The sequence below is a fragment of the Chroococcidiopsis cubana SAG 39.79 genome (assembly GCF_003991895.1).
In the GTDB taxonomy this organism is placed as follows: domain Bacteria; phylum Cyanobacteriota; class Cyanobacteriia; order Cyanobacteriales; family Chroococcidiopsidaceae; genus Chroococcidiopsis; species Chroococcidiopsis thermalis.
The window spans coordinates 34,947-61,875 of sequence record NZ_RSCK01000036.1; the positions used below are offsets into that span (position 1 = coordinate 34,947).

The 26,929-nt window shown below is 44.9% G+C and carries 27 protein-coding genes; 16 read left to right on the forward strand and 11 right to left on the reverse strand.

The window, feature by feature from the left end; genetic code table 11:
* The first annotated feature begins 499 nt into the window (after positions 1-499).
* Complete coding sequence (gene hemW / locus DSM107010_RS20140; RefSeq protein WP_015154878.1) at positions 500-1,804, forward strand: radical SAM family heme chaperone HemW; 1,305 nt, start codon at positions 500-502, stop codon at positions 1,802-1,804.
* A gap of 50 nt (positions 1,805-1,854) precedes the next feature.
* Here the strand turns inward: hemW and DSM107010_RS20145 are convergent, their stop codons facing one another.
* A complete protein-coding gene (locus DSM107010_RS20145; protein ID WP_015154879.1) occupies positions 1,855-2,274 on the reverse strand; it encodes a hypothetical protein in 420 nt (139 codons plus the stop codon).
* Positions 2,275-2,616: 342 nt separating this feature from the next.
* Between DSM107010_RS20145 and DSM107010_RS20150 the strand changes: the two genes are divergently transcribed.
* The 4 genes from DSM107010_RS20150 (at position 2,617) to DSM107010_RS20160 (ending at position 6,029) form a co-directional block, all read left to right on the forward strand.
* Positions 2,617-3,687 (forward strand): glycosyltransferase family 4 protein, encoded by a 1,071-nt coding sequence (locus tag DSM107010_RS20150; protein WP_106167227.1) that lies wholly within the window; start codon positions 2,617-2,619, stop codon positions 3,685-3,687.
* Between the two features lie 33 nt (positions 3,688-3,720).
* Positions 3,721-3,894 (forward strand): hypothetical protein, encoded by a 174-nt coding sequence (locus DSM107010_RS39805; protein ID WP_015154881.1) that lies wholly within the window; start codon positions 3,721-3,723, stop codon positions 3,892-3,894.
* A gap of 168 nt (positions 3,895-4,062) precedes the next feature.
* On the forward strand, positions 4,063-5,091 hold the full coding sequence (locus tag DSM107010_RS20155) for a zinc-dependent alcohol dehydrogenase (protein WP_015154882.1): 1,029 nt from the start codon (positions 4,063-4,065) through the stop codon (positions 5,089-5,091).
* Between the two features lie 140 nt (positions 5,092-5,231).
* Entirely contained in the window at positions 5,232-6,029 is a 798-nt protein-coding gene (locus DSM107010_RS20160; RefSeq protein ID WP_106167228.1) for a hypothetical protein, read from the forward strand.
* Between the two features lie 121 nt (positions 6,030-6,150).
* On the opposite strand, the gene DSM107010_RS20165 is transcribed toward DSM107010_RS20160, so the two are convergent.
* The 5 genes from DSM107010_RS20165 to DSM107010_RS20180 form a co-directional block, all read right to left on the reverse strand.
* Positions 6,151-6,687 (reverse strand): Dps family protein, encoded by a 537-nt coding sequence (locus DSM107010_RS20165; protein WP_015154884.1) that lies wholly within the window; start codon positions 6,685-6,687, stop codon positions 6,151-6,153.
* Between the two features lie 183 nt (positions 6,688-6,870).
* Positions 6,871-6,999, reverse strand: coding sequence for a hypothetical protein (locus DSM107010_RS42330; RefSeq protein WP_277871335.1), 129 nt, complete (start codon positions 6,997-6,999; stop codon positions 6,871-6,873).
* A gap of 7 nt (positions 7,000-7,006) precedes the next feature.
* A complete protein-coding gene (locus tag DSM107010_RS20170) occupies positions 7,007-7,717 on the reverse strand; it encodes a helix-turn-helix domain-containing protein (protein WP_199755643.1) in 711 nt (236 codons plus the stop codon).
* Between the two features lie 78 nt (positions 7,718-7,795).
* Positions 7,796-8,362 carry a DNA starvation/stationary phase protection protein Dps gene (dps, locus tag DSM107010_RS20175; protein ID WP_015154886.1) on the reverse strand — a complete coding sequence of 189 codons (567 nt, stop codon included), beginning with the start codon at positions 8,360-8,362 and terminating at the stop codon, positions 7,796-7,798.
* A 165-nt stretch (positions 8,363-8,527) separates the two neighbouring features.
* Positions 8,528-8,791: a ParB N-terminal domain-containing protein gene (locus tag DSM107010_RS20180; RefSeq protein WP_015154887.1), complete on the reverse strand. Its 264-nt coding sequence runs from the start codon at positions 8,789-8,791 to the stop codon at positions 8,528-8,530.
* A 158-nt stretch (positions 8,792-8,949) separates the two neighbouring features.
* Between DSM107010_RS20180 and DSM107010_RS20185 the strand changes: the two genes are divergently transcribed.
* Positions 8,950-10,650: a SpoIID/LytB domain-containing protein gene (locus DSM107010_RS20185; RefSeq protein ID WP_127023730.1), complete on the forward strand. Its 1,701-nt coding sequence runs from the start codon at positions 8,950-8,952 to the stop codon at positions 10,648-10,650.
* Positions 10,651-10,679: 29 nt separating this feature from the next.
* Here DSM107010_RS20185 and DSM107010_RS20190 read toward each other — a convergent pair whose 3' ends face one another.
* Together DSM107010_RS20190 and DSM107010_RS38585 are read right to left on the reverse strand one after the other, a co-directional pair.
* Positions 10,680-10,979: a ferredoxin gene (locus DSM107010_RS20190; protein ID WP_015154889.1), complete on the reverse strand. Its 300-nt coding sequence runs from the start codon at positions 10,977-10,979 to the stop codon at positions 10,680-10,682.
* A 152-nt stretch (positions 10,980-11,131) separates the two neighbouring features.
* Positions 11,132-11,275, reverse strand: coding sequence for a hypothetical protein (locus DSM107010_RS38585; RefSeq protein WP_158631821.1), 144 nt, complete (start codon positions 11,273-11,275; stop codon positions 11,132-11,134).
* 414 nt (positions 11,276-11,689) lie between these two features.
* Between DSM107010_RS38585 and DSM107010_RS20195 the strand changes: the two genes are divergently transcribed.
* From DSM107010_RS20195 to DSM107010_RS20215, 6 genes are all read left to right on the forward strand, one after another.
* On the forward strand, positions 11,690-12,553 hold the full coding sequence (locus DSM107010_RS20195; protein WP_015154890.1) for a Tab2/Atab2 family RNA-binding protein: 864 nt from the start codon (positions 11,690-11,692) through the stop codon (positions 12,551-12,553).
* Between the two features lie 191 nt (positions 12,554-12,744).
* Positions 12,745-14,052 (forward strand): TldD/PmbA family protein, encoded by a 1,308-nt coding sequence (locus tag DSM107010_RS20200; protein WP_015154891.1) that lies wholly within the window; start codon positions 12,745-12,747, stop codon positions 14,050-14,052.
* Positions 14,053-14,125: 73 nt separating this feature from the next.
* A complete protein-coding gene (locus DSM107010_RS20205) occupies positions 14,126-14,548 on the forward strand; it encodes a GDSL-type esterase/lipase family protein (RefSeq protein ID WP_199755644.1) in 423 nt (140 codons plus the stop codon).
* A complete protein-coding gene (locus DSM107010_RS39815; RefSeq protein WP_106169366.1) occupies positions 14,521-14,712 on the forward strand; it encodes an SGNH/GDSL hydrolase family protein in 192 nt (63 codons plus the stop codon). Before DSM107010_RS20205 ends, DSM107010_RS39815 begins: the two co-directional genes overlap by 28 nt.
* Before the next feature lie 167 nt (positions 14,713-14,879).
* Positions 14,880-17,534, forward strand: a complete 2,655-nt coding sequence (locus DSM107010_RS20210; RefSeq protein WP_106169365.1) for a chloride channel protein — start codon at positions 14,880-14,882, stop codon at positions 17,532-17,534.
* A 145-nt stretch (positions 17,535-17,679) separates the two neighbouring features.
* Positions 17,680-18,642: a WD40 repeat domain-containing protein gene (locus DSM107010_RS20215; protein ID WP_106169364.1), complete on the forward strand. Its 963-nt coding sequence runs from the start codon at positions 17,680-17,682 to the stop codon at positions 18,640-18,642.
* Between the two features lie 29 nt (positions 18,643-18,671).
* On the opposite strand, the gene DSM107010_RS20220 is transcribed toward DSM107010_RS20215, so the two are convergent.
* The 3 genes from DSM107010_RS20220 to lpdA all read right to left on the reverse strand — a co-directional run bounded on the left by DSM107010_RS20220 (position 18,672) and on the right by lpdA (position 21,714).
* The gene (locus DSM107010_RS20220) at positions 18,672-18,929 is read right to left on the reverse strand and encodes a DUF5340 domain-containing protein (RefSeq protein WP_106169363.1); all 258 of its coding nucleotides are present in this window, start codon (positions 18,927-18,929) and stop codon (positions 18,672-18,674) included.
* Between the two features lie 323 nt (positions 18,930-19,252).
* Entirely contained in the window at positions 19,253-20,134 is an 882-nt protein-coding gene (gene trpC / locus DSM107010_RS20225) for an indole-3-glycerol phosphate synthase TrpC (RefSeq protein WP_106169367.1), read from the reverse strand.
* A 149-nt stretch (positions 20,135-20,283) separates the two neighbouring features.
* Complete coding sequence (lpdA, locus tag DSM107010_RS20230) at positions 20,284-21,714, reverse strand: dihydrolipoyl dehydrogenase (RefSeq protein WP_015154896.1); 1,431 nt, start codon at positions 21,712-21,714, stop codon at positions 20,284-20,286.
* 325 nt (positions 21,715-22,039) lie between these two features.
* Between lpdA and DSM107010_RS20235 the strand changes: the two genes are divergently transcribed.
* From DSM107010_RS20235 to DSM107010_RS20250, 4 genes are all read left to right on the forward strand, one after another.
* The gene (locus tag DSM107010_RS20235) at positions 22,040-23,071 is read left to right on the forward strand and encodes a helix-turn-helix transcriptional regulator (RefSeq protein ID WP_158631822.1); all 1,032 of its coding nucleotides are present in this window, start codon (positions 22,040-22,042) and stop codon (positions 23,069-23,071) included.
* Positions 23,072-23,219: 148 nt separating this feature from the next.
* Positions 23,220-25,808, forward strand: a complete 2,589-nt coding sequence (locus DSM107010_RS20240; protein ID WP_241994282.1) for a TonB-dependent siderophore receptor — start codon at positions 23,220-23,222, stop codon at positions 25,806-25,808.
* A gap of 86 nt (positions 25,809-25,894) precedes the next feature.
* A complete protein-coding gene (locus DSM107010_RS20245; RefSeq protein ID WP_127023732.1) occupies positions 25,895-26,368 on the forward strand; it encodes an endonuclease domain-containing protein in 474 nt (157 codons plus the stop codon).
* A 79-nt stretch (positions 26,369-26,447) separates the two neighbouring features.
* The gene (locus DSM107010_RS20250) at positions 26,448-26,867 is read left to right on the forward strand and encodes a PepSY-associated TM helix domain-containing protein (protein WP_158631823.1); all 420 of its coding nucleotides are present in this window, start codon (positions 26,448-26,450) and stop codon (positions 26,865-26,867) included.
* Positions 26,868-26,929: the final 62 nt, after the last annotated feature.

Here is a 26,929-nt window from a genome sequence, read left to right on the forward strand (position 1 = left end):
AAGCAGGAGACAGGAGACAAGGAAGACAGGAGACACAATGGAGCGAAAATGTAGTTCAAGTCTATTTTTTCTTTCCCAATATCTGTGGTTCTCTTCCTTTTGGCATAATTCTTTTTAGATTACCGAGCTTTAAATCTACAACTATAATTTTTAAATTCATTCTTCATGTCTCCCTTCTCTCCTATTTTCTATTCTCTTTTGTAAATATTTATTGACAAATCTCAAGTTATCGATTCCCACTTTCAGTCTCAAGCGTAAACTTACCGATATTTTGGGTCAATCTGAGTAACAGAAACAGGAATTCTTAGATATCTCTAAAGACAAGATTCTAGCTGCGATTCGAGTTCTTTTGCCCTAAAAACTATAGAGATTTAGTATATGGAGCTACCCATTTTTGGTATGATTCTTACTAGCGAAGTCAACTAGTAAAGCAAAAAGACACTATCAAAATCAAAAGAATTTATTCATTCCTGTTGTTTTGCGATCGCAACTTTTTACCGTGACTACCAGATTAAATCTGACTCCACGAAACTTAACTTTAGAATTAGCGCATTCAGGTATTCCCAGTGCAGCCTACATACATATCCCATTCTGTCGGCGGCGCTGCTACTATTGCGATTTTCCAATTTCCGTTGTGGGGGATCGTTTGCGGGGTGAGACATCTGGTACGATTTCTCATTACGTGCAGATTTTGTCTCAAGAGATTGCTGCTACACCAGCTTTAGGCAAACCTTTAGAAACAATTTTTTTTGGCGGTGGAACGCCTTCATTATTATCTAGCAGTCAGCTAGCTCAAATTTTAGCAAGGCTCGAACGTCAATTTGGGATCTCTGCTCAAGCAGAAATTTCGATGGAGATCGATCCAGGTACGTTTACCCTCGCCCAACTCCAAGCATACTTATCGGCTGGGGTAAATCGCTTCAGTCTGGGCGTACAAGCATTTCAGTCAGAATTGTTGCAAGCTTGCGGGCGATCGCACGATCTGAATGACATTTGGCAAGCTGTAGAATTATTTCGTCAGGCTAAAGTGCAAAATTTCAGCCTCGATCTGATTTCTGGATTACCGCGCCAAACTCTAGAACAGTGGCAAGAATCGCTCTTAAAAGCAGTTGCGATCGCACCCAATCATATTTCAATTTACGACTTAACCATTGAGCCGGGAACAGTTTTCGGACGCTACTATCAATCGGGGGCAAGTCCATTGCCTTCAGACGAACTGACAGTGCAAATGTATTGTCTTGCTCAGCAAACTCTGACAAAGGCTGGATACGATCACTACGAAATTTCCAACTACGCCCAGCCAAACTATCAATGTCGTCACAATCGAACTTATTGGGAAAACCGCCCCTACTACGGTTTTGGTATGGGTGCAGCCAGCTACACCAACAATCAAAGATTTACCCGTCCTCGCAAAACTAAAGAATACTCTGACTGGGTAGAAAATTTTATCGCTGCTGGAGGAGTGTTAGATTGTCCTCAAACTCCACCGGAGGAAGTTTTACTAGACATTTTGATGTTGGGCTTAAGGTTGAAAGAGGGAGTCAGTTTATCTGCATTATCTCAATTTGGAGATGACAAGATACAACAAATTTGGACTTGCTTGCAACCATATCAGCATCAGGGCTGGATAGCAATGACAGGGGCGATTGCCCAACCTTTTTATGCAAAAGGCTGGAACAAAGTCATTGGCAACATGTTTTACGGCGAGAACCTCGTAGGCGATTGGCGATTACGGTTAACCGATCCGCAAGGATTTCTATTTTCCAACGTTGTTTTAGCAGATTTATTTGAAAAGTTGGAATAGAGAAGTGAGCTTTGTAGAGACGTTACATGTAACGTCTCTACAAAGCGTTTTTACCAGTCACTCCTTTGCGGCGCGGGACGACGACTGGGTTTTTTTTCTGGTAAGACAACACTCACATCTCTAGCCGGACAGCCAACCGCTACAGCTAAGTTGATTTTTTGATTGGCAGCTTCGTTATCTACAAAAATATATGCCAAGTCAACATTCGCGCCGTTGACTCTCACCTCCCAGTAATCCTGACTGCCTGTCGTTGCAGCTGCTAAATCTTGGATCGCGATTTGGTTGGGAATGCGATCGCCACAAGGTTCGCATAACTGATATATAGTTTGACCGACTTGCAATCTAGAAACTGCTGCTAAAGCTTGTTCTTTACTAACGTAAGCGCATTGATCTGCCCATGCTTCGGTAGCAAATCCCAAACAAACGCACAAAGATACAAAAATTGGATGCGATCGCCACTTTTTTCTCACTGTCTTGCTCTAAATAGAGGTAGCTTATTTTAACTATTGCGGGGAATTTTTAGAGCGAATTAGGTGTGAAATTACGATTTCCTCTCTACCCACAATTGCTGTGAGGTAGACATACAGATGATCCCGTGGATAGATGGCTCTACACGTTAGTAAGACTTAAATTAGAATCCTAGACTTGTAGTGAACTTTACCAAAAAAACAAGCCCAGTTTGGTTGTTCGCATTCCGTTTTTCATGGTATGTAAAAATTAACCATGCTAAGTACTAATACTTGCGCTGGCTGGAAAATTCATCATTTCATACCACTTTTTTCTATCTTACTACTCAGCGATCGCAATTAACTATGAAAATTGCTCAAGTTGCGCCTTTGTGGGAGAGAGTACCACCGCTTACCTACGGGGGTACAGAATTAGTTGTGAGTCAGTTGACTGACGAATTAGTACGTCGCGGTCATGAGGTAACATTATTTGCTTCTGGCGACTCTCAAACTTTGGCTTGCTTAGAAGCAGTATGTCCTCGTGCTATCCGTTTAGATCCAGACATCAAAGACTATGCAGTCTATGAGATGTTGGAAATCAGTCAAGTTTATGAAAGAGCGGCAGAATTCGATCTGATCCACTCTCACATAGGCTTGGCAGTATTGGCAATTGCTTCCCGAGTCAAAACACCAACTATCCACACGCTACACGGTAACTTTACGCCAGAAAATAGCAAACTCTTTCAGCTATATCACAAACAACCATATATCAGTATTAGTAATGCCCAAAGGCAATTAGATCTCAATTATTTGCGAACTGTATATAACGGGATCGATGTCGAAAAGTATTCTTTCTTTGCCCAACCCCAAGAACCATCTTATCTTGCTTTTCTAGGGCGACTGTCACCAGAAAAAGGACCGCACCACGCGATCGCAGTTGCTAAGCAGACAGGTTTACCGCTGAAGATTGCAGGCAAAATTGATGCTAGCGATCGCTCCTTCTTTGAACGAGAAATTGCGCCACAAATTGATGGTAAGCATATTGAATATATTGGAGAAGTCAATCGCGCTCAAAAAATCGAATTACTTGGCAATGCATCTGTAACTCTATTTCCGATTACCTGGGACGAACCATTTGGCTTAGTCATGGTAGAGTCGATGGCAACAGGCACGCCAGTCATTGGTTTGAATAGAGGTTCCGTACCAGAGGTCATTTCTCCTGGGAAGTCTGGATTTATTTGTAACACTATTGAAGAAATGGTTGCTGCCATACCTCAAGCTTTAGAACTCAACCGCCAGACTTGCCGAGAATATGTAGAGCAGCACTTTGGGATCGCCCAAATGGTAGATGGTTACGAAGCAGCTTATCAAGAATTACTCACTAACCGCATTGCTCAAAATGGGCGCATTCTCTCTCAGAATCTTGCTCTTTCATAAATATTTTTCTTTTTGATCCGGAGATAACCAAGTATGAATAGGAAAACTCAAGCTTGTCCATGTTGCGATAATACTTTACTACGGCACATCCGATATGGAAAAGTTTACTGGTTTTGCACTCACTGTCGGCAAGAAATCCCCATTTTGGGGATCGAACGAACTCCCGTAGAAACTAATATTTCTGAGAAGGTAGAAGTGATGAGTTAGAGTCAGAAGACGAGGCGGACAAGGAAGCAGGGGAGTAGAGGGGCAACTACCAACTACCAATTACTAATTACCCACTCCCGACTCCCGTACGGGCGGGTTGCCAAACCCGCTCCTACCGATTCCCGACTCTTTGATACAATCAACCGCAGAAGTTAAACACTAGAAAAAATGCTAGCTGCGGTGCTATACGGTCGAGAAGACTTGCGTTTAGAACAAGTCGCCGAACCTAACCCAGGAACGGGAGAGGTCATATTAGAAGTCACAGCAGCAACAACCTGCGGGACAGACCTCAAGGTATGGCGACGGGGCGGACATGCCAAAATGCTCAAACCACCAACTTTGTTCGGACATGAGGCAGCTGGACGAATTGTCGAGGTGGGTGCAGAGGTCAAGAATTGGCAAGTGGGCGATCGCGTTGTTGCGAATAATTCCGCCCCATGCATGAAATGCTTTTTCTGTCAACGACAAGAATATTCCCTGTGTCTCAACTTAACTTGGAATAACGGTACATTTGCGCAATACCTGAAAATTCCCGCCCCAATTGTCCAACACAATCTTCTAGCAATTCCTCCTACCTTACCGGATGAATTAGCGGCGCTGACAGAACCTTTGGCTTGCGTGCTGCACGGAATTGCTAGGTCGAACGTAAAAACAGGCGATCGCGTCGTCGTGTTGGGTGATGGGGCGATTGGGTTAATGTTTGTTGCAGTCTTAGCCCAGCAATCGGTACAGGTAATGTTGTTTGGCGGACGCGATCGCCGATTGCAAATCGGGGAAAAATTCGGTGCAGCCCAAACTTACAACTACCGTCAACTAGCAGATGTTCCCGCCGTAGTCAAAGCACAAACAGATGGATGGGGCGCAGATGTCGTTATAGAAGCTACCGGAATCCCCAGCGTTTGGGAAACTGCGATCGCCTGCGCGAGACCTGGGGCGACAGTCAATCTTTTCGGGGGTTGTCCCAGAGATACCACAATTACCGTAGATACGGAACAACTGCACTACAGCGAACTTACACTTAAAGGCGTATTTCACAACACGCCAAAATATGTCCGCGCCGCCTTAGCCCTACTCGCCAGTCGAGAAATTCCCTTCGAGTTACTCATTAGCGATCGCCGTCCGCTACAAGATCTAGAACAAGTATTTCACGATATGCAGCAACGGCAAGTTATCAAAGTTGCTATTTATCCTAAGTGAGTCGTGAGCGGCTAGTGGCTGATGGAACCATTGGCTTGACTCCTTTCTAGCCACCAGCCACGAGTCACTAGTCACTGATAACTAACAACTGATTTTGGGCATCTTAAGAAATAGGAATCAAGTTCTTGCGATCGCCTAAAATGTCACTCCCACTGCTTTTCGCTCAAGCATCAGTTAAGCCAAAATCTATAAAAACTCAAGCTATATCACCTCCACCTGCTGAGTTTCCCGTTCTTTGGGCATCTGCTTCTGGCGGACTTTTCATCTTACTAGTTGGTCTTGCTGTTTTTGGCAAGCTGAAATTCCAGCAGCTAGAAAAAAAAGTGAGAATAGAACAATTCCGCACTCAAGAGACACAAAAACAATTAAAGCTAGCTCTAGAAACTATTCGGAGAATTGAGGAAAACCCAGATTTAATTAATTCTCGCGAACTCAATCTCGATTATTTACGAATGCGGATGGCGGAAGAGGTGTTCCATTTTGCCATCATCAGTCAAATTAAAGCCAAGATCAAAGAGAAAATCTCTCAAGCCCTGCGTCCTGCTAATAACAATGCAGGAGTTGTAGGAATTGCTGGTAGTAGTGGGGGAAAGCAAGTCGATGAGATTGTCGAAGTGGAATATGAAACTGGAGCCACAATTCAAAAAAATAAATGCGTTCTATTTCGCGTGCAAATTCGCTTAGCAAAATTACCAATTCAAACAACTTCTGCCACAGTTAAAGATATTATTGATTGTATTGAAACTTATCTCAGCCCTGCTGAAGACCACGACAACTGGCAACCGACCATTCAAGGAAGATTGGTATATATCCACTGGGATCAAAAAGCAAAACCTACGCCTTTACTATTAATGGAGCAATCTAACGAAGGAGTTAACGTAAGTTTTCGCACCCAGCGATCGACCAAGAGTAAAGATTTATTCACCCATCGAATCTAAAAACTGTAGGGCGGGCAACGCCCACCTTATTTGTATTGCCACGAATTCAATTCGCCCTAACACAAAAGGCAACAGATAGACTCTGTTGCCTTTTTTACTCACAAACTATAGCTAAATCCAACTAACGCATAGCAGGAACTTTATCTAATTCCGACTTCTTACCATCTGCTTGCAGTGCTTCACCTTCAATGAAGGAACGTAGCATCCAAGCCATTTCTTCGTGACCTTCCATCAAACCAGTCAAGAAGTCAGCCGTACCTTCGTCATGAAACTCTTCAGAACATTTGTCGATATGTTCGCGCAGGTTACGAATGATTAGCTCATGATCGTCTACCAACTGAGCTACCATTTCAGTTGCTAGGGGCACATTATCAGCTTGCTCTTGGATAGAAGCATACTCTACAAAGCCTTTTGCTGTACCTACAGGAAAACCACCTAAGGCACGAACTCGTTCAGCCACAGAATCAATGGTTTCTGTCAAGGTTTGATATTGTTCTTCCCATAACTCATGCAGAGAACGGAACTGGGGACCAACAACATCCCAATGGAATTTTTTAGTTTTGATCAGTAGCAGATAGGAATTCGCTAGATCTTTGTTCAACAATTCGATTACGCCTGTGCGTTGTTCTTCAGATAAACCGATGTTTAGCTTACGCATAATGTATTATTGTCTGCTCTCTTACTCCTCTTCTAGTGCAACAAATTAACCCCAGTCTGGGCATCAGCCATAGGGGAGATTATGTAATCGTCCTTCTGATAAGGCTTTGAGCTACTTAGGAACAGTTATCAGTTATCAGTTGTCAGTAAGAGCGTGAAGAAAGGGTGTAGAAGTGGCTAGTGACTAGTGGCTAGTGGCTATAGTTTCTCCCTTGTCTCCCTTGTCTCCCCCCTCTCCCTTGTCTCCCTTGTCTCCCCCCTCTCCCTTGTCTCCCTTGTCTCCCTTGTCCCCCTTGCCCCCCTTGCCCCTCACTCACTCCTTACATTGGGTTGACCTTGGCTCGATAGAGCAGCTTTTCACCTTGGCGATAGCCCGTGTAACGCACGATGACTGTTTCACCTGACTGGGCGCTACCTGATAGTAGTTGATGTAGTTGGGGATCGTATTTTACTTCAGCCCCAACAGGCGCGATCGCTTCTACATCCCATTGTTGCAATAATTGCTCGATTGGTTTTACCAATGGTAACAGTTTGACTGCTGCTAAATCTGGGTTTTCCTTAGCTTTTTGGGCGGCTGTGGGCCATTGCAACAACCAAGATTCGATCGCCTGTAAACTGGCTAATTGAAATTCTTTTCTAAGTTCCTGTTTTTGTTTGGCTAGTTCTGCTTGCAAGCGATCGTATTCTCTTTTTAATTCGGCAATTGGTGGTGAATTCTCATGGGGTGCTACTTTAACATTAGGCGCGATCGCCGAGAAAGTAGCAATTAGCTCCCACAATGATACCCCTAACGCTTGACTGAGCTTGAGTAAAACATCTACCCGCATTTGCTCGATCTCTCCCCGCCGCAGCTTGCGAATTTGTTTTTCAGATACCCTTGCTTGTTGGGAAAGTGTCTTATAACTGGAAACACCCACCCGCTGCATCATTTGCTGCAACGCATGGGTGTAATCTTGACTTGACGAGAGTTGATGTTGAATCAATTTTGAGCAATGGGTAGGCGATCGGCTATATGCGATTATGCCACTCATGGCTCCCGTACGGGCGGATTTAATTGCAGAATTATTGACTCTAGTACAGGGGTCTCCAAAAAAAACCGCCCCTACAAATTATTTAACGGCAACTGGTTGTTTCATAGCAGCTCCATCTTGTTCTGTCAACCGTCCAGTTGGTTGCAAATGTGCTTCTAGGAACCACAACCGCATATCGATAGTACGGGAGACTTCTACGTACATATCGTTGGTGTCTGCGTCGTTGACTTCCCCAGTTTTATCGATCGCTTCTCGTAGGTGCTTGCCATAGATTGCTAAGCGGTCTGCTAAAGCTGCAACGTGATCTTCTCCACTGTTGATCTCGTAAGGATACTCTGGCAATATCGAAAACTGGGCAGCAGCGCGAGTTGTTCCTACTGCATAGCCACCAAGAGCTGTAATCCTTTCGGCGAACAGGTCAATATATCCTTCAACCTCAGTAGCAATCTCATCAAATAATTCGTGCAGTTGAAAGAAATCTGTCCCCTTCACGTTCCAGTGTGCCTGCTTCAACTGAGTTTTCAAATCGGTGGTAGCAGCCAGGGTTTGATTAAGTAGCTCTACCACTTGCAAGCGAGTGTCGGTCGGAAGATCGATGCGAGTGGGGTATAAGCGACGTTGATGTTGTTGATAATTGGTACTCATATGCCTCTACTCAGTGGTTTACTCGATTTTCTTAGCTTAGAGCGATATTGCTCTAGGAAGGTACTTCACAATTCAATTTTTAATTTCTCGTTCAGCATTTAGCGATCGGGAGTATTTCACTAACTACTCTTCACTGATAACTGGTTACTAGTCACTGGTCACTGATTAAGCCATGTGCATCTTCAGAACTGCACGGGGAGCCTTGCGCACTCTGGCAAGGATTGTTTCTTTCCCCAAACGCTGACAAGCTTCGTAGCGATGGCAGCCAGAGAAACCGTAGTATTGTCCTTCCACTTCCAGTACGTCAATTGGCTCTTGCTGTCCGATCTCTTGAATTGACTCCATCAGTGCTTTAACCTTCTGCTGGTCGTTCTCCCGTGGCAAAGGTCGCCGAATCTGATTCAAGGGAATCTCTTGTACTTTTGTCATGTCTATCGCTTTGCATCACCTCTTCCTAAATCATACTCGTTATGACTTTATTATGCAACATATATTTGCACTTCTGCTGCAACTCAACTAAAGAGAGATAAATTTGATGGAGAAACTAGGTTAGACCTATCAGACATCGCACCTACACGTTTATACCAATGGAAAGAAATATTTTTAAGTCAAAAGTTAAAAGTCAAAGGTCAAAAGTCAAAGGTCAAAAGTTGAAAGTTAAAAGAATATATTCAAGTTCTCCCTCAGCTCCCTCAGCTCTCTTCTACGGCGTACTGACGATCGCCTGCTGGATGGGATTGGCTACTGCAACTTTGGCAGCGCGGGGTGAAGAGACACAACTCAAAGTTGGCGTGGTGCAGCGCTTTGGAGATGAACTGACAGATGAATTGACGCTGCAAGCAACACCAGGCGATCGCCTCCAGCTCAAATTTAGCAGCCGAACTCAAACTCAAAATAAAACAGTGCGACCGCAGGAAACTCAGCTCAGCGCTAACAATGTCAAATTAGTAGTGCAGATGCAAACTTTAGTGACACCCGTATTGCAAGAGCGGGTAGTTCTTAGCACTCATCGTAGCTTTGAGACTGCGGAAGACGCGGCAAAGCAATGGCGTGCCTTAGGGATTGAGACAGAAATTGCTCAGCCGGAACAATGGCAAGTGTGGGCAAAACGCCAAGTTTACAACACACCGTTTCTGCGTCGCATGTTGCTCAGTAGCGTTCAACTTCAAGGTAAGAAAACTGCACATTTAGACAGCCGCATTTTGCAGCAAGTGCCGATTGTAAGTTGGGAAGTCAACGGTAATCGTTATAGTAGCGATCGCCTGGAAGTGAGTACAAATAAAAATTTAATCCAAGTTCGCCAAGGCAAAGAAGACAAATATGGAATTCCCTTTGCCGGAAAATTGCAACTGCAACCGAATGCCTACGGGACTTATACCTTAGTCAACGACGTGCCTCTTGAAACCTATTTACGGGGAGTCGTACCCCACGAAATTGGCAGAAATGTACCTTACGCCGCGATCGAAGCGCAAACCATTATTGCTCGAACGTATGCCTTACGGAATTTGCGCCGTTTTGCGATCGACGGGTACGAACTGAGCGCCGATACTCATTGTCAAGTTTATGTGGGCTTAAAAGATACCGATCGTAATGCAGACAGAGCAATTTTAGCAACTAGAAATAAGGTGCTAACTTATAACAACGAGTTAGTTGACGCACTCTATTCTTCTACAACAGGTGGAGTAACGGCTGTTTTTAGCGATGTTTGGAATGGCTCAGATAAACCTTATCTAAAATCTTTGGTAGATTCCGCGTACAGCGTTTGGAATTTATCGCGTCAGAGCCTTGCCGATGAAAACAACTTTCAACGTTTTATCAACATGCAGCGAGGATTCAACGAAGCGGGAACGCGGCTGTTTCGCTGGCGTAGAGAAAGCAGTATCGAGCAACTTACCCAAGACTTGCAGAAATTTTTAACCAAGAATCGCAGTCCGCTGGCTAACTTCAGCAGCATTCAACAAATACAAGTGGCGCAGCGATCGCCTGGAGGTAGAATTATCAAACTCGCCGTCCAAACCGATCGCGGTAATATTTTTCTAGAAAAAGATGAAATTCGCAGTGCTTTTTCTGCACCGAGAAGCACTCTATTTTATTTAGAACCCTTACACGACCAAACCAAAGGAGAAAATGCCCTCCAAGGCTATGCTTTTGTCGGTGGTGGCTTAGGACATGGAGTTGGTCTTAGCCAAACAGGTGCAAGTGGTTTGGCTAAACAGGGGTGGAAGAGCGATCGCATCCTCAACTTTTACTATCCTGGGACGCAAATTAGGAAGTGGAGAATAGAGTAAGGGCAAGGCAATGCCTTGCCCTTACAAACTTAGTAAAGTTCTTCTTCTTTGTGTGTTTCAATCGTACAGTCAGAAGTAGGATATGCTACGCAGGTTAGTACGTAGCCGCCTTCGATCTGATCGTCATCCAAGAAAGATTGGTCGGACTGGTCTACAGTTCCAGAGACCATTTTGCCCGCACAGGTAGAGCAAGCACCAGCACGACAGGAATATGGTAAATCTAACCCAGCTTCTTCAGCTGCGTCCAGAATATAGGTATCGTCATCCACATCAATCGTGGTATTTAGCCCTTCTGCCTCGTTGATTAATGTGACTTTGTAAGTTGCCATTTAGTTGTCCTCTTTATAGACGGCAGGATAAAATAAGGTATCCCTGTCCTCTCAACGAGTCGCCCTCCAAATTGGCGATCGCGGGAGGAAGATCGCAGCTCTTTAGTCTGAGCGTGGGCGGACAGAAAGTCGAGACGAAACGCCTCTTTCTATCACTTTTCAGCAACCATGCGTTGGTCGCTCCCATACCCTAAGAGATCGCGTTCGCGACCTGAAATTTGGCACGACCGCACCTGCTCCTCACCAAGGCAAGGAACTCGTTGAATATCCCAAAATCTAGCTTTGGGATGCGTCAAACAGTACGGGTTGCTGCTAAACAGCTTTACCGCGTTTATTCGATCACATCTCTGATACTACGAGAAAAATTCTCGCTTGTAACGCCGATCCAAGCCTGATTAGTAAAGGAATTTAGTTGTTGCAAACTAATAAGTAATGCTTATAAATAAAGACGACTCATTCCTAAATATATAAAGCACTCTTATAGTTAATATTTTTTTAATAATCAATTCTGTATCAGTTAACAGGGAGCAGGGAGTAGGGAGTAGGGAGTAGGGGAAAGAGAGCAGAGGGGCTTTAGATGTATAGGGGCAGAGGAGAAATTACTAATAACTGGTCGCTGATAACTGACTCACCACTCACTACTGACTAATAAGTGTCAGAAAACGTGTATGTTGATGTTAGGTGAAGTAAAGAAATCGTAATGATAGTTCATGGGTAGCATTTGGGAGATAGATTTCTACTCCCGTCCAATCTTGGATGAGAACCAAAAGAAAGTTTGGGAGGTTGTGGTGTGCGAGAGTCCTTTGGATACGCGCACCGATCCCACTCGCCTGTTTCGGTATGCCCAGTATTGTCCCAGCACCCAAGTGAATTCTGCTTGGTTGCGGACGGCATTACAAGAGGCAATGGCAAAAGCTGGAACTGCACCTACGAAGTTTCGCTTTTTCCGTCGCCAGATGAATAATATGATTACCAAAGCTTGTAAAGATTTGGGCATTCCAGCCCAACCAAGTCGCCGCACTCTGGCGCTACTACAATTGCTAAAAGAACGGATGGATGAAGTTTATCCGCAAGAGCCGGGATATCAACCTACACCAAATCCATCTGTCAAGATGGAATCATCTCCACCACAGCGCTTACCAGATGCGCTAACCGGACAGCAGTGGGCGTTTGTGAATCTGGAAGCAACGGCTTTGGCTGATATGGATGAGTGGGAAATTGCTTTTGGAGAGGCATTTCCTTTACAGATGGTGGGTTTATCACCAGAAACAACAATTCCAGGGCTGTTGATTTTCTCAGAAAGAGCCTTACCGCTAGCGGGATGGATGTCTGGACTCGAATTAGCTTTTATCAGGGTGGAAACTAGTCCAGTAGCACGATTGCTGCTAGAAACTGGTGCTAGCGAGAGTTGGATCTTGGCTAATCTTAAGAATCCGCAAACTGTAGCAGAAGCTCAAGCTTTTGTCAGCGCTAAGCAACAAGCTAATGGCGTACATTTTATTGCCGTGCAGTCTAACCCACAAACCGAGTCGTTCGCCGGTTTTTGGCTGTTACAAGAAGTCTCTATACCGTAATTGAGGGGACAAGGGAGACAAGGGAGACAAGGGAGACAAGGGAGACAAGGGAGACAAGGGAGACAAGGGAGAGAATACCACCAACTCCACACCCTACACCCTACACCCCACACCCCTTCCAGAGCGCACCACTCACCACGTACCACTCTCTTTCCCGACTCCCGACTCCCGACTCCCGACTCCCTAGAATTATGAATTACGAATTACAAAAAGATAACTTAGCAGAACGACTGTTGGAGCTAGCTGCTAAATGTGGGGCAGAGGCAGCGGAAGTGTATCAGGCGCGATCTCAATCTCGACCTGTCTTTTTTGAAGCTAACCGCCTCAAGCAACTAGAAAGCGCCCAGACAGAGGGGACAGCTTTGCGCTTGTGGCGCGATGGTCGTCCAGGGCTAGCAGTTGCTTACGGTTCTGTATCACCTGAGGCGCTAGTCGGTTCAGCCCTTGCTCTGAGCGAACTCAACGAACCCGAACCGATCGAACTTGGTAGTCACTCCCAGACGATCTATCCCAATGTAGGGCAACCGATCGGAGTCGAACAGCTGATCGATTGGGGAAAAGAGGCGATCGCCCAAATCCGCGATGATTTTCCTGAAGTCATGGTGAGTGCTGAGTGGGATTGTGAAATGGAGACAACCCGCTTGGTCAATTCCCTGGGGCTAGATTGCCACTACACCGATACGACACTCAGTTGTTACTTATCAGCAGAGTGGGTACGAGGTGACGATTTTTTAAGCGTATCTGACGGACAAACTCAGCGTGATCGCCTCCAACCAGAGGAAGTAGTCCGACAAATCTTACAACGGCTGGCTTGGGCAAAGGCAAATGTTGCGCCCTCCACAGGGCGTATTCCAGTTTTATTTACCTCCAAGGCGGCTGATATGTTATGGGGAACGATACAAGCGGCTTTGAATGGTAAGCGAGTTTTAGAAACAGCTTCCCCTTGGGCAGAACGCCTTGGTCAGTCCGTGATGGCTAAAGCTTTGACGATATATCAAGACCCAGAAGCAGGACCATTTAGCTGTCCGTTTGACGATGAAGGGACTCCTACCCAACACCGCGTATTCGTTCAAAATGGAGTTCTACAAAATTTTTATTGCGATCGCACCACAGGTAGACAGTTAGGCACTACTACCACCGGAAACGGTTTTCGCCCAGGCTTAGGTAGCTATCCGACACCTGGGTTATTTAATTTATTAATAGAACCTGGAACGAAATCTTTGTCAGATTTGATTAACTTATTAGATAACGGACTGATTGTGGATCAAATGTTAGGTGGTGGCGGTAGTATTTCGGGTGATTTTTCGATCAATATCGATCTCGGCTATCGAGTCAAAAACGGTCAAATTATCGGTCGCGTCAAAGACACGATGGTTGCAGGTAACATCTACAGCGCCGTCAAACAGCTAGTTGCCCTCGGTAGCGATGCCGATTGGAACGGTTCGTGTTACACTCCATCCCTGATTTTAGAAGGGTTGTCAGTGACGGGAAGGGGTTGACAGTGACCAGTGACCAGTGACCAGTGACCAGTGACCAGATCGGCTAATATTCACAAATGACAAATGACCGCTTATGCGTATCTGTTTTATTGGTGACTCTTTTGTTAATGGCACAGGAGATCCTGAGTGTCTCGGTTGGACGGGAAGAATTTGTGTTGCTGCCCAAAAACAAGGATATGACGTTACTTATTACAATTTAGGAGTTAGAAGAGAAACTAGTGCTGATATTAAAGCGCGGTGGTTGCAGGAAGTTTCTTGCCGCTTAAGTCCAGCAGATGATGGTAGAGTTGTGTTTTCTTTTGGAACAAATGATACGACTATAGAAACTGATAAAACTCGTATAGATTTTGTTGAATCTACAGAAAATACTCGCCAAATTTTACAGGTAGCTAGACAAAAATTTCCGGTTTTGATGGTTGGAGCGCCTCCCATAATCGATGCAGAGCAAAATGCTAGAACTGCTCGTTTGTGGAACAATTCGAGCAAATTTGTTTAGCAACGAATATTCATTATTTAGATATTTTCGCACCTCTGCAAAAATCGCAGACTTGGTTACAAGAAGTAGCAGATTATGACGGCGCTCATCCCCGTGCTGCTGGTTATCAAGAGATTGCTAATTTAGTTCAAAATTGGTCGGGATGGCAGTCTTGGCTTACTTGATGGATTGCCGATCGCGCAACTATTTAGAAAACCTTTAAAGATTTTGTCTCAAATTATGACGAATTGTGGCATCCTGTAGCAAATGATGTGTGGCTAATAGATAGCGAGCAATACTTGCCCTACAGTTACATATTTCCTAGCCTTCTGCCTCTAGACTCTAGCCCCTGATGCCTGCCCTCCGCCAATACTTGCGCCACTGGATGCGTCCCCGCCGCACCAGCGCGATCGCCGAAGCTTGTTTAATTGGTTTAGTCGCCGCTTTATCTGCGGTATTGCTAAAAGCCGGTTCTGGCTGGTTTGGAGCAATGCGAGTCCATCAATCTAACCTGTTTCCAGCCTGGATTTTGCTGCCATCTTTTGGTCTGACTTTTGGGTATTTGTCTGGTTTGCTGGTGGAACGGTTAGCCCCAGAAGCAAGCGGTAGCGGTATTCCTCACGTTAAGGCAGTACTTGCCAACGCTGCGACAGACATATCATGGCGGACTGCTGGGGTCAAGTTACTCGCTTCAACATTAGCAATTGGTTCGGGGTTGACCATAGGCAGACAAGGACCAACCGTGCATATAGGTGCAGCCTTAGCCGCCCAATTTAGCCGTTGGGTTCCCACATCTCCCGACCATCGCCGCCAGATGATTGCCGCAGGTGCAGGTGCGGGATTAGCTGCTGCTTTTAATGCCCCCATCACGGGGGTTTTGTTTGTGGTTGAAGAATTACTCCGCGATTTGTCTAGTTTGACTTTAGGAACGGCGATCCTCGCCTCGTTTATCGGTGCGGTCGTGTCGCGGATTTTAGGTGGTCGCAGCCTGGATTTGAGTTTGGTATTGACTGCCCACTCAACTTCATTCTCGTTAATTGAACTGCCATTTTTCTTGTTACTGGGGATCTTGGCAGGGTTACTAGGTTCTCTGTTTCATCGTGGCATCATTGCGAGTTTAAAATTTTATCGCCAGTTGCACGTTAGCTTATCCCTACGGATTGCCTTAGCTGGGTTAATTTCCGGTATTGCGATCGCCCTTTTACCTCCTACCTTTCGCGATAATAGTGGTTTGAGGGAATTTCTGATTACTGGAGATGCCAGTTTAGAATTAGCCGCGATCGCCTTTGTCGCGCAGTTTATCCTCACTTTAGTTGCTTTTGGTTCGGGTGCGCCAGGAGGATTATTTGCCCCTAGTCTGATTATCGGTTCGGCTTTGGGTTATTTAGTCGGGTTGACAGAAACTCAATTATTAGGTATCGGTTCTCCCGCCACATATGCTTTAGCGGGGATGGGGGCATTTTTTAGCGTCGTCTCTAAAGTCCCGATTACGGCGATCGCGATCGTATTTGAGATGACGACCGATTTTAACTTAGTCTTACCGTTAATGATCGGCTCAGTAACGGCGTACCTCATTGCCGAACGATTAGCACCTGGATCGCTCTACGATAAGATTTTGCAACTCAACGGGATTAACTTAGAATCAGCAGCCACACCCAAGGGCTTTCTGGCTGAGTTAACAGCAGAAGACGTGATGCAGCGCCGGGTAGAAACTTTAGGAGCGCAGATGACGCTAGATGAGGCAGTACAGGCGTTTTCTCGCTCCCACCATCGCGGCTTTCCCGTCGTCGATAATAGTAAGTTAGTCGGAATTATCACCCAAACCGATTTAGCCAAAATTCGCGATCGCCCCTTACCTGGAGATACTCCAATTAGCGAGGTGATGACTCCCCAACCCGTCACTGTCAGTCCTCACGCAACTCTCGCCCATGTCTTGTATTTGCTCGATCGCTACCAACTCAGCCGCTTACCCGTAGTGGAAAATCGGCGAATGGTGGGCATTATTACCCGTGCCGATATTATCCGCGTTGAAGCCGACAAACTCAACGGCGAGACAGAACAGACAGGTCCCCGTCCTGAACCATCTTATATAGTCTATCAAACGCAATCGCCCAGTACTGGACGTGGCAGAATTTTAGTGCCGATCGCTAACCCCCAAACGGCAGAATTATTGTTACAAATGGCTGCGGCAATTGCCCGCGATCGCGATTACGAATTAGAGTGCATTCAAGTTATTCTCGTCTCTCGCCGCAGTTCCCCCGCTGAAACTTCCGTGCAGACGGGAAAAAGCCGCAAGTTACTCCGTCAAGCCGAGGTGATAGCGAAAAAGCAAAAAATCCCCGTTCATACTCAAATTCGGGTAGCTCACGACACTGCTCAAGCAATATTAGAGACAATTAAAGAACAACACATCGATATTTTGTTGATGGGATGGAAAGGTAACACCATCACTCCTGGGCGAATTTTTGGCAATGTTGTAGACACCCTGATCCGTCAAGCACCCTGCGATGTTGTATTGGTGAAATTTGGTGAAGAGTCAGGAGTCGGTAGGGGCGGGTTTCCAAACCCGCCCGTACGGGAGTCGGAATTCCGAATTCCAAATTACGATCGTTGGCTAGTCCCGATGGCGGGTGGTCCCAATGCGAAAGTAGCGATTAAACTTTTACCACCGCTAGTTTCTTTGGGAGAAGAACCAGAGATTCATCTGTGTCAGGTGTTTGAATCCAAAGAAGCAAAACCCGATTTGAGCGTTTTGCAACAAGCAATTCGTTACTTAGTTAAATATCGACAATTATCAGGCAAAGTCACCGCTGTACCAGTCGTATCGAGTTCTGTTGCAGATGGCTTAATTAATTTAGTTAAGTCTGAAGATTTTGATGTTGTGGTGTTGGGTGCAAGCCGAGAAGGAATGTTGCAAAATGCGATTAAAGGTAATATTCCTGCTCAAATTGCTAATCGGGTAGATAGTACGGTGATTTTGGTACGCGGGGAGATTGATAGTAAGTAGGTTGAATTTACCTAATATGTCAATTCATCATGACTAAGACGGAGAAGATCCCCCCAACCCCCCTTATTAAGGGGGGCTAGCAGAGATTGAATCTATGCAAAAATAAATAGAATTGGTATTTCTAAATATTCATACAAAAATTTGAATGATAGGTAATTTACAGCGCTTCAAAAAATTTACTCTTTCTCATACTTGGGATACCACATGGTATATCGAAACAATGGCTCTCAGTCCTGATGGCACAATTTTGGCTTATAGCGAATTTGATGACTGGACTTTTGATGATTCAGGTGTTAGCGTATATGACTTAAAAACAGGAAGATCAATTTGCTACTTCGATACTGGAGATGGCTTGTCATATGTTTGTCCGATCGCTATCAGTCCAAATAAAAGAAACATTTTTTGGAATACGGATTATGAAATTGTAGTAGGAGACATAATCACAAAAAAAGAGATACACGTATTCCAAGATAGCGCTGGTTCAATCACCGTTAGTCCTGATGGACAAACTCTTGTTTGTTTCTCACCCGAAATTGCCAAGATGTTTGATGTAGAAACGGGACAAACAATCTCTATTATTACATCTCCTTCAGAAGCAGAAAAATTTATTGCTACTAGCTCAGATGGAGAAATTATTATCAGTCAGTTAAATAACACGATCGCATTGTATAATTTACGTTCTAGACAGCAAATTTCTCGTCTTACGATAACGCTACGAGATTTAAAAACAGGCAAAGAACTACGTAGTTTTAAAGCGCTGACAAAACCATTTAAAGCTCTAACTCTTACTCCTGATAAGCAAACTCTTATTACTATTAATTCCAACGATACAATTACGCATTGGAACGCTAATACAGGAAAGGAAATTAATACATTTGAATGGCGCTGGCATTCAGTAAGAGCTATAAGCTCAGATAGCTCAGTAATGGTTACTTCTGGTAAAAATGGTATTATTATCTGGGATTTATCTAGCGGAAAGAAGCTGCACGTCCTTCCAAAAGATGAAGTACATTCTCTAGTTATCAGCGCTAACAATCAAACGATCGCTTATATTAAACCTCGCGGCGGATATGGCGGTTATTTTGTCAAAGTTTGGCAAGCGCTTTAGAGGTCTTGAGCTGACTTTACAAAGTCAAATTATGAAACTGTAGAATGTTCTGTAGTAGCTAGCTCAGATTCGCTTTGATTTATAGACCAACGAAACTCATAATCTACATGAGCTTGCTGACAACTGGCTTCTAGTTGCTTTTGTTGAGCCGCAGCTTTACGTAAAGAAATAATCAATTGTTGCACTTGCTCTGCTAAAAGAGGATCTTGCCTAACAATAGGTAATGTTTGCTGTTCTAATAACTGCAATACGGCTTCGTAGTGAATTGGAGAAGGAAGGGGAATCATAAGCTAATTCGTAATTCGTAATTCGTAATTCGTAACTTGGAAAGAGGAGAAAGATAAAAGGAATCCAATACTTCTTGGTTAAGAGTCGATCCCCCCAACCCCCCTTTTTAAAGGGGGAACTCTTGCCCCCTTTTTAAGGGGGTTGGGGGATCTTCAAGGGCTATGCATCCTAACCGAGAAGTATTGAAAAGGAATCCTCTTTTACTACCTTTATCTTTCCCATCTTTGACTCACGATTCACTAGTTAAAAGTTAAAAGTCAAAAGTCAAAAGTTAAAATTACCTTTTGCCTCTTGCCTCTCGCCTCTTGCCTCTTACCACCACTCATCCTAACAGGGAAGCGATCGCGGTTCCTGGTTCTGGTTGCTTGACTAAAGACTCGCCAACTAGCACTGCTGCTGCACCTGCTTGAGTGACTACAGCTACATCGGCTGGCGCGTGAATTCCCGACTCGCTGACAACTAAAATATCTCGTTGTTTTAATTGTGGCTGACGTGCGGTTAATAGTTGGCTAGTTGTTTGCAAATCGACAGAAAAGTTTTCCAGATTGCGATTATTGATACCTATCAAAGTTACGCCATCCAAAGCCAAAACGCGATCGAGTTCTTCTAGAGTATGGACTTCGATTAAAGCGGCTAACTTCAAAGCTTTAGCAATTTTGATGAAATATTGTAAATCGCGATCGCTCAAAATTGCAGCAATCAACAACACCGCATCAGCACCCCGTAACCGTGCTAGATACATCTGGTAAGGATAGATAATAAAATCCTTACACAACAAAGGTACATCTACCGCAGCGCGAATCTGTTCTAAATAATCGAAACTGCCTTGAAAGAATTTACTATCTGTCAGTACCGAAATACAGCTAGCATTACCTTGCTGATAAGAGAGCGCGATCGCGACTGGATCGAAATCTTCTCGCAATACGCCTTTACTAGGAGAAGCTTTTTTCACCTCAGCAATTACTGCTGGAGAAGTCTTACCTTGACGTAAAGCAGCTATAAAATCGCGAGTTGGGGGTGCAGTTAAGGCTTGCTTTTGTAACTCTACTAACGGTAGTTTTTCCCGCAAGCGATCGACTTCAATCTCTTTGTGCCACACAATTTCTTCTAAAATATGCTGCGGCTTTGCACCTGGAACTGATACCTGATAGCTCAAATAACTAATCTCAATAGACGGATTTGGCGGACGACGACGGATTTGCATCACTAGGGAGTAGGGAGTAGGGAGTAGGGAGTCGTAGGGGCGGGTTTTGACCAAAAATTTCTAGTTTTGGCTATGAATCTATCTGCTAAACCCGCTCTTACAAGAGTCGCGTTTGCGCGGAAGTCGGAAGTATTTCACGCACTACGCAATTAAGCATGAACTGCCCGTTTGTACGCTTCATCCAAGACTTCGGACAGGGTAGGATGGGCGTGAACGAGGAAGGCGAGGGAGTGGACGGATTGACGATTGGCGATCGCGGCTGAGGCTTCGTGGATTAAGTCGGAGGCGTGGGAACCGATGATGTGGACTCCCAAGACTTCCCCCGTATCTTGACGGTAGACGACTTTGGCAATTCCATCTGCATCGCCGTCTGCTAGCGCCTTGGAGTTGCCTTTAAAGTATGTTTTGGCGGTTTTGATGGTAAATCCTTCCGCTTCTCCTAATTCCTTTGCTGCGGTTTCTGTCATCCCAACATAGCTAATTTCGGGGTGGGTGAAGGCGGCGGCGGGAATGCTGCGATAATCAATTTGACGCTGGCGATCGCAAATATTTTCGACTGCGACAATTCCTTGAGCGGATGCTGCATGAGCTAACATCATTTTCCCTGTCGCGTCGCCAATTGCCCACAAATGAGGTACGGGTTCGCCGCCAGATAATACAGCCATACTGTCATTAACGGGAATATAACCACGGCGATCGAGTTCTGCGCCTACAGATTCTAGACCTAAATCCTTTGTGGCGGGAATGCGTCCGGTGGCAACTAAGCAGCCGTCTACTTCCAGCGTATCGACATATTCTTTCGTTTTAAAATTTGCCAGTTCGATGACAACTGGGGAACCTGGGATGACTTTCTTGGCGTAAATGCCTACATAAGTTTCAATGTCGCGGGGAGTAATTAAAACTCGTTCGGCAATTTTAGCAATATCGCGATCGAACCCTGGCATTAATTGGTCTAGGGCTTCAATCATGGTAATTTCGCAGCCTAAAGCCGAGTAAACATCGGAAAATTCTAAGCCGATGTAGCCGCTACCAATAATTGCTACCCATTGAGGTAAGGATTCCAACTTAACGGCTTGGTCGCTGGTAAATACAGTCTTGCCATCAATTTCAATTCCTGGGGGAACGAAGGGTATGGAACCAGGGGCAAGGATAATATCTTTAGCAGTAATTGTTTTGTCGCCGCTATCGCTAGTCACCGTGACTTTCTGCTGTCCCGCAACTTTTCCCCTACCGCGAATCGTGTCAACTCCCACACGCTTGAGACTATTTGTCAAGTCGCCTTGCAACTTGCTAACTAAATTTAACGCATGATTGGCGATCGCCTGACGGTCGAACCCAACATTTTCTACCTGAATACCCAGTGCTTTTAAATGGTGTGCGTCGCGCAATTCCCGCACTCGTCCCGATGCTGCCAACAGTGCTTTAGAGGGAATGCAACCGCGATTGACACAGGTTCCGCCCATATCAGCTGCTTCAATGATGGCTGTCTTTAAGCCACAACTGACGGCGTGTAAGGCAGCTCCATGTCCGCCTACCCCAGCGCCAATAATTACTAAATCGTAATCGAATCCCTGACTCACTGAAGTCTCCTCGTGCTTGTTGCTTTTCTTATTCTCTGATTGAGATAGGTTTTAGTGCAAGTTTCTAGGGCAAGAAGGTAGGAGTTGGTAGTTGGTAGTTGGTAGTTGCTCCCCAGACTTCTCACACTCCCTCAGTCCCCCTTGTCTCCCTTGTCTTTCTTTAGCCCCTTCTTCTGATTTGCTTAAGTTGTCAGCGAACTGCTTAGTACTACAATGTCCTATTAAGAATTTTTATTAATAGTTGCAAAACGAGTTGTAAAAGTGTCTGGGGCATTTTGAGCAACACAGCGACATTGGGGCATTGAGATATTCGGGCATGGGGATAATGGAGTCACTTACTGAAGTAGAATTTGACGAATGGTGTCATGAAACTCTGGTAAAAGAGGAAACTTACTGCGATCGCAATGGATTCGATGTCATTTCCAGGCGACAACATAGTTTTGGCGAACATTACACTCGGTTTGTGGAATTCCGTTCTGAACTGGAATTAGAAATTTGGGAAGGCAACATTTACCGCGATGAGAGCGTGTCAGGACAGCATGAGGAGTTAATGCCCTTGGTATCGAAGTTTTATCTTTCGGGCAGTCATCACGTTCTTACCCCTGGGATCAAAGAAATTCCCGACGATTATGTTGAAAGTGGCGGACAACATTATCTACTTTATTTACCAAACATAGATGAAATCGAACAGTGGTCGGCAGGCGATCGCGTGAAACAGATCCGCATACAATTTCCGCTTGATTGGTTGCGAACTTATAGCAAAGAGCTGGATTCATTACCAATAACATTGCGATCGCTCCTCGATCGACCTAATCCACCGCGATTTCATCAATCAGGTGGGGGTATAACTCCCGCCATGCTGAGAGTATTACGACAAATTGACGATGCTCCATATTCGGGTGCAATCAAGCGAATTTATCTCGAAAGCAAGGTTTTAGAACTTTTAGCACTGCAATTCAACCAGTTAGCAGAAAACGAACGCGCGATCCATCCTCTCAGTAGTCTCAAACCCGTTGAAATCGATCGCGTTTATCAAGCACGAGATATTTTAATCAAACAGCTAGACGATCCCCCATCTCTACTAGACTTGGCAAGAATGGTAGGGTTGAGCGATCGCAAGCTCAGACGCGGTTTCCGAGATATCTTTGGTACTACTGTATTTGGCTACTTGCATGACTATCGCATGGAACAGGCACGATTGCTACTTTCTGTCAATAAAATGCGGGTAGCAGATGTAGCGCAGACAGTTGGTTATTCTCAGTTAGGACACTTCATCGCCTCATTCAAACGCAAGTTTGGTATTACCCCCAAAGAATGCCAGATGGGAAAAAAGCCAAGTGCCGCTTTTGGGATATAAAATTGCCGCTCTACTGATATGGACATGGGATTTGAGATTCCGTAGGCTAATGCTACGGCATTACTGAGAATCATTTTTTATTGGTGTGAGTGAGATGAAGGCACTGTGTTCCTGTTTATTGGGTTTTCAACTACTTAATTTAAGAGTTTTGACAACAACTCTGGTATTACTTGTTGCACCGCCAGCTTTGGCAGAAGCGGTTAACGTCGTCGAATCTAGAGATGCTAATCCTCTAGCATCCCTACAGGGGGGTATTTTGATAGCACAACAAAGTAGCATTACTCAAGTGACTGCGGTGCAACTGCAACAAACAGATAAAAGACTGGCAATTATTTTAGAAACACCAGATGGGAAGTCATTGCAAGTCTTTCCTACTAGCTTCGGTAAAACCTTTGTCGTCAATATTCCCAACGCACAGTTAGCACAAGGTAAAACTTTTCGTCAGGAAAACCCTACATCGGGAATTGCTTCTATTGCAGTGACTCAGCAGGGGACGAATAGTATTCGAGTCACGGTGACGGGAACCAGAGATTTACCCAAGGTGGAAGTGGGAAGAAGTAATGGTAGATTAAACTTTAGTCTCACTCCCCTAGGAGTCTCGACAGCACAACAACCGACACCACCAGAAGTACCCCCAGCTGTAAAGCCTGAAAGCGCAACAGAGCCAGAGGCAACAGCACCAGATGCAGATGATGTTACCCCAGAAGGTGCAACCCAACAGCCACCAGCAACGGCTGAGGGAGATGAGGAACAAGAAATCGTGGTGACAGGCGAACAAGAAGGATATAGCGTTCCAGATGCCTCAACTGCAACCAAGACAGATACGCCACTGCGAGACATCCCAGCGAACATTCGGGTAATTCCCCAACAGGTGATAGAAGACCAAGGAGTTGTTCGCATCGAAGAAGCGGTGCGTAACGTTAGTGGTGTTAACTATTCGGAAGACTTCGGCGCTCAAGGTGTAGAGTTCAATGCAAGAGGTTTCACTGTCAATCAGTTCAAAAATGGTTTAGAGGAAGGATTTGCTACTCGCTCTATCCCTGAAACAGCAAATATCGAACGGATTGAAGTGTTGAAAGGACCAGCTTCAGTGCTGTTTGGACAAGCACAACCTGGCGGACTCATCAACCTGGTGACAAAAAGACCACTGCCCGATCCCTTCTACAAAGTCGAGTTTACGGCAGGAAGCTATGACTTTTATCGCCCCACCCTAGATTTTTCCGGTCCGCTCAACTCAGATAAAACTTTAGCTTATCGGCTGAACGTCGCCTATGAAAATGCCGAGAGCTTTCGCGATCGCGTGGAAACAGAGCGGTTTTTCATTGCCCCTGTACTCACTTGGCAAATCGGATCTAACACCACCCTAACGCTAGAAGGTGAATATTTTCACGACAAGCGACCAATTGACCGAGGGTTAATCGCCGTTGGTGACGAGCCAGCCGATATTCCCCTCACCCGTTTTTTGGGCGATCCCCGCCGTCGCTTCGAGGTTGAGGAACACCGAGCCTATCTCTATCTGGATCATCGATTCAATCAAAGCTTGTCACTACGCAACGCCTTGCGGTTCACTAGAACTAAAAAAATCTACAGATCCCTAGAATCTAGCGGTGGATTAGAATTCGGAGAACAACTTTTGCCTCTTTTCGGTTCTTTCGGTCGCGAGTTTTACGAAACTTACACGCTACAAACTGACTTAATTGGCAAGTTTAATACTGGTACAGTCGCGCACACGGTTTTGCTTGGTCTAGAACTTGTAAGACAGACTGGAATCTATTTCGATAATCAGGACGCTCAAGATGCTGCTATTGTTGATATTTTTAACCCAAGCTACGACTTTCCCCCAATCGACTTTCAAGACCAACCTGGTAGCGATGGCAATACTAGGGCGAACACGATTGGAGTTTATCTGCAAGACCAGATTACGTTGCTAGACAACCTCAAACTCGTGCTAGGAGGTAGGTTTGATAGCTACGACTCTGAGGATCGCTACAGCGATTCCTCTTCCAACACCAGCTCCGAAGCCAGCGAATTTTCGCCACGAGCAGGGATTGTTTACCAACCGAGTGAAACTGTTTCCCTCTATGCTAACTATAGTCGCGCTTTCGTGCCGCAGAGTGGCAGAATTACTGGTGGCGGTGCTGCTAAACCAGAGCGCGGCACTCAGTACGAAGTGGGTGTAAAAGCCGACTTTTTGGATAATCGCCTTTCCTCCACTCTAGCAGCCTATGAAATTACTAAAAGTAACGTCCTCACGGAAGATCCCAGCGATCCCGATTTTTCGATTCAGGTAGGAGAACAACGCAGTCGCGGAATTGAGTTTGATGTCGCTGGGGAAATTGTCCCTGGTTGGAATGTTATTGCTTCCTATGCCTACACTGATGCTGAAATTACAGAAGATAACACCTATGCAGTAGGTAATCGCCTCGATAACGTTCCTTTCAATACTGCTAGCCTGTGGACAACTTACAGAATCCAGAAAGGCTCTTTGGAAGGATTGGGATTTGGTGCAGGTATCTTTTATGTTGACAGTCGCCAGGGAGATTTAGATAACTCGTTTGAAGTGCCTAGTTACACTCGCGTTGATGCTGCTATTTACTACGAAAAAGATAACTTCAAAGCCGCATTGAATTTCAAAAACTTGCTTGATGTCGAATACTTTGTGGGGGTGCAGAACAGAAGAAATGTTCCCCCTGGTGCGCCTTTCACTGTACAAGGAACAGTTTCGTGGGAGTTTTAAATCCTTATCCTACTCCCTCCCCTTTGCAAGGGGAGGGCAGGGGAGGGTAAAGGGAAAACTAAGTGAAATAGTTCTGAGAAATAGCTATGACGAAACTCTACAACAAAACGTCCGAACAAGAGAAAAGGCGATCGCTTCGCAAAAATATGCCGCTAGCTGAAAAGATGATTTGGTCAAAACTTAGGTGTCAGCAGATTGACAACTGTAAATTTCGTAGACAATACAGCATTGATGCATTTGTAATTGATTTTTATTCAACCGAATTTAAACTAGCTATAGAAATTGATGGAGATAGTCATTACCAAGACGGAGTACCGAATTATGACCGCGAAAGGCAAGTTTTTCTTGAAGCAACGGGCGCTAAAGTTTTGCGATTTACTAATCGAGAGGTTTATGAGAATTTGAATCAGGTATTGGAGGTTGTTTCACAGGCGATTCGCCAATTGCGGAAGTATCCCCTCCCCAACCCTCCCCTTGCAAAGGGGAGGGAGCTAGAGAGCAGCTCTCTGGGTGTCAAGGGGAGGGAAAAAAAGGAGTTATTAACACGAATATCTCAATAAAAGCATTTACCATGAACTCTAAAAAACTACGCAATATAGCTTTACACTGCACCGATATCTTGGTTTAGCCTTGGGATTGGTGCTAATTATTGTTGGCTTAACAGGTGGTTTGTTGGTTTTTCAACATGAGATTAGTGACTTCATTCTACACCAACAAATCGGAAAAATTACTCCTCAAGGACAACAATTACCCATTGCCACAATTCTAGAGCGCGTCCAAACTCATTACGCTCAACAACCAGATATTATTCTGCAACGGGTTTTTCTTCCCGCCACTCCTGGCGAACCAATAAACATTTTTATCAAAAGCAAAACTGATGAATGGGCAACAGCCTATGTTCACCCTTATACGGGGGCAGTTTTGGGAGATAGTTTATCTGGACAAGACATCTGGCAGCAATTTTTAATGAAGGTTTACGAACTTCACTATGCTCTTTTAGCAGGCGATTTTGGGATTAAACTTGTTGGTGTAGTTGGTTTACTAAGAGGCTATTCATAAAGTAAATCTTAAACGAGGCAAAAAGGAGAAAAATCAACTGTAGGATGCTCTATTAAGGATTC

Bases quoted from the DNA above. Each gene is read 5' to 3' on its own strand.
- DSM107010_RS20150 (WP_106167227.1), top strand. From the start codon at position 2,617: ATGAAAATTGCTCAAGTTGCGCCTTTGTGGGAGAGAGTACCACCGCTT.
- DSM107010_RS39805 (WP_015154881.1), top strand. From the start codon at position 3,721: ATGAATAGGAAAACTCAAGCTTGTCCATGTTGCGATAATACTTTACTA.
- DSM107010_RS20155 (WP_015154882.1), top strand. From the start codon at position 4,063: ATGCTAGCTGCGGTGCTATACGGTCGAGAAGACTTGCGTTTAGAACAA.
- DSM107010_RS20160 (WP_106167228.1), top strand. From the start codon at position 5,232: ATGTCACTCCCACTGCTTTTCGCTCAAGCATCAGTTAAGCCAAAATCT.
- DSM107010_RS20165 (WP_015154884.1), bottom strand. From the start codon at position 6,687: ATGCGTAAGCTAAACATCGGTTTATCTGAAGAACAACGCACAGGCGTA.
- DSM107010_RS20170 (WP_199755643.1), bottom strand. From the start codon at position 7,717: ATGAGTGGCATAATCGCATATAGCCGATCGCCTACCCATTGCTCAAAA.
- dps (WP_015154886.1), bottom strand. From the start codon at position 8,362: ATGAGTACCAATTATCAACAACATCAACGTCGCTTATACCCCACTCGC.
- DSM107010_RS20180 (WP_015154887.1), bottom strand. From the start codon at position 8,791: ATGACAAAAGTACAAGAGATTCCCTTGAATCAGATTCGGCGACCTTTG.
- DSM107010_RS20185 (WP_127023730.1), top strand. From the start codon at position 8,950: ATGGAAAGAAATATTTTTAAGTCAAAAGTTAAAAGTCAAAGGTCAAAA.
- DSM107010_RS20190 (WP_015154889.1), bottom strand. From the start codon at position 10,979: ATGGCAACTTACAAAGTCACATTAATCAACGAGGCAGAAGGGCTAAAT.
- DSM107010_RS20195 (WP_015154890.1), top strand. From the start codon at position 11,690: ATGGGTAGCATTTGGGAGATAGATTTCTACTCCCGTCCAATCTTGGAT.
- DSM107010_RS20200 (WP_015154891.1), top strand. From the start codon at position 12,745: ATGAATTACGAATTACAAAAAGATAACTTAGCAGAACGACTGTTGGAG.
- DSM107010_RS20205 (WP_199755644.1), top strand. From the start codon at position 14,126: ATGCGTATCTGTTTTATTGGTGACTCTTTTGTTAATGGCACAGGAGAT.
- DSM107010_RS20210 (WP_106169365.1), top strand. From the start codon at position 14,880: ATGCCTGCCCTCCGCCAATACTTGCGCCACTGGATGCGTCCCCGCCGC.
- DSM107010_RS20215 (WP_106169364.1), top strand. From the start codon at position 17,680: ATGATAGGTAATTTACAGCGCTTCAAAAAATTTACTCTTTCTCATACT.
- DSM107010_RS20220 (WP_106169363.1), bottom strand. From the start codon at position 18,929: ATGATTCCCCTTCCTTCTCCAATTCACTACGAAGCCGTATTGCAGTTA.
- trpC (WP_106169367.1), bottom strand. From the start codon at position 20,134: ATGCAAATCCGTCGTCGTCCGCCAAATCCGTCTATTGAGATTAGTTAT.
- DSM107010_RS20235 (WP_158631822.1), top strand. From the start codon at position 22,040: ATGGAGTCACTTACTGAAGTAGAATTTGACGAATGGTGTCATGAAACT.
- DSM107010_RS20245 (WP_127023732.1), top strand. From the start codon at position 25,895: ATGACGAAACTCTACAACAAAACGTCCGAACAAGAGAAAAGGCGATCG.